Below are 4,225 nucleotides of genomic sequence, written 5' to 3'. Positions count from 1 at the left end.
CAAATCTAATTGAAGCGATTGAATCCGCGAAATAATTTTATCGTTTAATCGCTGCGATCGAGGAATCATCATTATAAAGATAAAGAGAAGGAGGCAGTTCCAGACCTTCTCTTTTTTATTTATTTTGGAATTTGAAAATCCCTTGCTAAATTTATCGATTGTTTCTGCCTTGCTTTTTTTGTGACGTGAGCATAAACATCTAAGGTTGTTTACACATCTTTATGTTCAAGTCTGAATTGCACTTCTAAATCATAAATAATTTACTAGAGAACTTTGAAGGATTCCAATTCTATGAAATCTTGTAGTATACAGATTTCCAAACCATGTATAATTAAAATGGTATAGTACTTTATTATTATTCGATTGAGGGGTGCGATAATGAGTAGATTAATAGATAATAGTATATCTATATATGAGGCTTTACAAAACATTAAAGACGGAAAATATGTGATGCCAGCATTTCAAAGACAATATGTCTGGAGCATGGATCAAATTGAAAAACTATGGGATTCCATTTTGTTGGATTACCCTATTGCTACATTCCTATTTTGGCGTGTTGATGATTCCAATGTTACGTGGGATACCTATTTTTGCAATTTTTTATCAGAAGTTACGTTTGACAGTAGAAAACAAGCTGATAGCGTTAATTACGAGTTGACCGGCATAAATGTTAAGGATACTGACACGGCGGTATTGGATGGACAGCAAAGACTAACATCATTATTTTTATCGTTGTTCGGAGAAGCATACATACGTCCGAAAAATGCCAGAAGGATCACTGGAGATAAGATTTTAACGAAACTTCTAATCGAACTGAACAAAAATAAGATTTCGGTGGTTGAGGAAGAGTATAATAGCAAGAAATTTGATATTAAGTTTAGTGAAAAGATTGGTAGATTAAGTCCTACCCAATTTGAGATTAAAAATATACTTGATGTGAAATTTCAAGATGAAACGACAAGAGAAAAAGCAATTGAAGAAGCCATTGTGAATGTTCCGGCTGACAGTAAGGATTACGCGCGAAACATTCTTCAAAAGTTATATAACAAAGTTTTTGTTGAAAAATTGGTTAGATATACGGAAATACATGACATGAAACAAGATGATGCGCTGGAGATGTTTGTAAGGTTCAATAGTGGTGGAAAGGCACTGCGTAAATCTGAAATAACGATGTCAATTCTGGAGGCATATTGGCCTAGTGCGAAAACTGAGTTTGGGAAAATTCTTGTTGACTCTTATGAGCGTTTTGATACAGACTTTATTATCCGAGCAGCTTTGATGCTGTATGGTGATGTTGTAAAATCCAACATTAACAAAAAAATCGCAGAGGAATTAAAAAACGATTGGAACGGTTTCAAGAAAGCACTGACAAATACAGAAAGCCTTCTGAAGGAAATGAATATTGATGTAAGTCGTTTCTCAAGCAGTTGGAACGTACTGTTGCCGATCATTTATTATATTTATTATAATCCTGATCATTACGGCAAAAACATCAAGGGTGTTCGTGCTTATTTACTTAGGGCGATATTCTTTACTTACTTCCAATCTGGCACTACAGGTAAGCTACAACAGATGAAGAGCAACATCAATAGCTTTGACTACGAAATTACTATTGAAATGCTCGATCAGATGAATGACCTGAGAGTCACAGATGGTAAAATTGAAGATGTACTAAATTCGGAAAAAGGCAGCAGAGTTGCTAGCGAGGTTCTTTATTATTTGAATCTTAACTGGACAAATAAGAACTTTAAATATGAACAAGACCATCTTCACCCGGATAACAGGTTTAACGGAAATAAACCAGTATCGGTTACTTTAGAGGAATGGAAAAGATGGCGTGGAATGCGTAATCGACTGCCTAATCTACATTTGCTTGAAGGAAGAAGTAATGGTAGTAAAAATGATATGAGACTCGTTGATTACTACAATGATATGAACGATTATCAAAAGTTGGAATTTTGTAAACAAGCTATGATTCCTCAAGATATTTCACTAGAAATAGAAGACTTCGAAAGTTTTTATGAGGCTAGAAAAACAATTCTTGCAGAAAAGATACGGGATTTGTTAGGTTGATAATTTTGTTCGTTCTATAAGAGTAAGGCAATTTCCTCATTGGGATAACTGGATATTTGTGAAAAACTAAATCTTTAATAGATTTCAAAAAGGCGCAATGTAAAGAAAGTCTTATATTATATTGCGCCTGATTTTTTTCAAAAGTTAAAAAGCGATAACAGTGCACTATTACTATTGAGCCACTACTGTAAGCAAAAAACTATATATCGAATATTAAGGGGGTACCCAAAATTATTGTTATAGGACTGTTTCCACAGTCTTATAGCAGTGGAATGAAAATCACTCATTATATTTTGCTTCGTTATTAAATAATGCATCTTTATATGTTATTAAAGTAGAATAATAGAGGAATCAATAAAAAATAGAAACAGGAATGGTGCTCACGATGATAGATTTGGACAACGAGAAAATAAAGGAACTTTACCTTGCTACGAAGATAGATCAACGTTTAATCATTGAAAGAAATAAAAGAAATCTCTCAAGAGGACAGATGGCTGAAAAATGTGGGGTCTCCACCTACACTTATGGGAAATGGGAGAAAGGTGATTCAATCCCTGAACCAGAAAAGATAATCGAGTTATTTAAATTACTTAACCTAGATATACGTGATTTTTTAAGTCAAAGACATAACGTAATATTGGATGTTAGAACACTTATTCAAAAGGAATTATATGAGATTAGAAATAGAAAATACGAGCTTCAAAATATGTTGCAAAATTACGAAAGTGAAGAAAAGGACATGCTAAAAATGTTAAACGAAGATTGTTCTTTTAGCACTGAATTTGAAGATATTGAATTAGAGGAATCTTTTGAAGGAGAAGGAAGATGGGTATCACCAAAATGGATTTATTTCAAGAAGGGGTTATATATCTTTAAATTAGAGCACCGAAATGAAGTTGAAAAGCATGTATCTACCCGTATTCGAATTTTTGATGTAGAGGGAGATAGTACATCGATTATGTCCTTAGACGAGGGTGATAAGGAAGAGGTAAAGCCAGTAACTATTAAAAAGGATGGATACTTTTTAATTAGTGTGGAAACTAGAAGTGCGGTGAAGTGGAGCTTAAAATTTACAAATGATTTATTTGGATGGAATGATTCATTAAATTAAAAGCTGAAAATTGGAAGTGTGATAAATAATTCTGGTCTACACGAAACTGGCTAAAACAAATCACTAGATTAAAGGTATAAAAAAGATGATGAAGTAGAATCCAGAACAAGCTACTAAAGAAGTGGATACGGTTTATAAGAAGCACATACATAATTAAAATGAATTGAAAGAAATGAAACCTTCTAATCGGCAATTAAAACCGATTAGAAGGTTTTTTTATAGAAAAGATTATCCAATGAAGCACAACACTACTTCCCAAAGCGCATCATATACAGTTTTCCAGCAAAAAAAGTGATAATAAACGAATTGATTTTGATCCGATTGCGGTTGAATTGGATTAATTTAAAAGGGTTCCATATCCAAAAAAAGTTTAGGTATTTAGTGAGGGAGCCTCTAGTAGCATGTGTTGCAATTGGTACATCACGCACATCAGCAATTTAGAGGTGATAACATTATTAAAGTAGTAACCAGCAATCATAAGATGCAGGTACTTGAGCGGAATTTTGATATGCAGTGAATAAAGCGTAGAGGCATTTAATTGCCTCTACGCTTTTTTAGTTACTCAATAATTTCTTTAGTTTCAGGATAGTTAGAATAATATTTCTCTGTAATATATTGTGCTAATTCAATTTTAGGCTAAGTGACAGTTACCTACTTCATGAGTTAGGGGATTCCACTTGTTTTTTATTATTATAGGATTACGGTAAAACGTTCGTTTGTAATTTTGGAGTTAAAATTTAGAATATTTAAACATTAAATAATATTCATGGATATTAAATATGATATTATGAAACCTAAGGGGAGGTATTTTATGGTAATTATTGATTCTGCTATCGCAAACATGAATTTAGTTGATGAGAATTTTTACGATATGAATTTCATTGAGAAAGCTCATCGTGTTGCAGTTTTCTACTTCGATAGCCCAGTAACAGGGGGGGTAGCATTCTTTGATGAAAGTCCTTGATGTAGATGCATTCGAAATTGGAATGGATGAAACGAATAAAAAAATCACCACGTTGTCTAGTCAAATGAAACAGGTCG

Annotated in this window: 3 protein-coding genes; all 3 read left to right on the top strand. The window is 33.1% G+C overall.

Annotated elements, in window-relative coordinates:
- Positions 1-378: 378 nt before the first annotated feature.
- The 3 genes from V4T18_RS18170 to V4T18_RS18160 all read left to right on the top strand — a co-directional run bounded on the left by V4T18_RS18170 (position 379) and on the right by V4T18_RS18160 (position 4,148).
- Positions 379-2,073: a DUF262 domain-containing protein gene (locus V4T18_RS18170; RefSeq protein ID WP_332651852.1), complete on the top strand. Its 1,695-nt coding sequence runs from the start codon at positions 379-381 to the stop codon at positions 2,071-2,073.
- A gap of 394 nt (positions 2,074-2,467) precedes the next feature.
- A complete protein-coding gene (locus V4T18_RS18165; protein WP_332651850.1) occupies positions 2,468-3,184 on the top strand; it encodes a helix-turn-helix domain-containing protein in 717 nt (238 codons plus the stop codon).
- Positions 3,185-3,995: 811 nt separating this feature from the next.
- Positions 3,996-4,148, top strand: coding sequence for a hypothetical protein (locus V4T18_RS18160; protein WP_332651848.1), 153 nt, complete (start codon positions 3,996-3,998; stop codon positions 4,146-4,148).
- The last annotated feature ends 77 nt before the right edge of the window (positions 4,149-4,225 follow it).

Origin of the sequence: Lysinibacillus sp. 54212 (genome assembly GCF_036662795.1) — a bacterium.
Lineage (GTDB): Bacteria > Bacillota > Bacilli > Bacillales_A > Planococcaceae > Lysinibacillus_B.
This window is presented reverse-complemented; position numbering and strand designations above follow the sequence as displayed.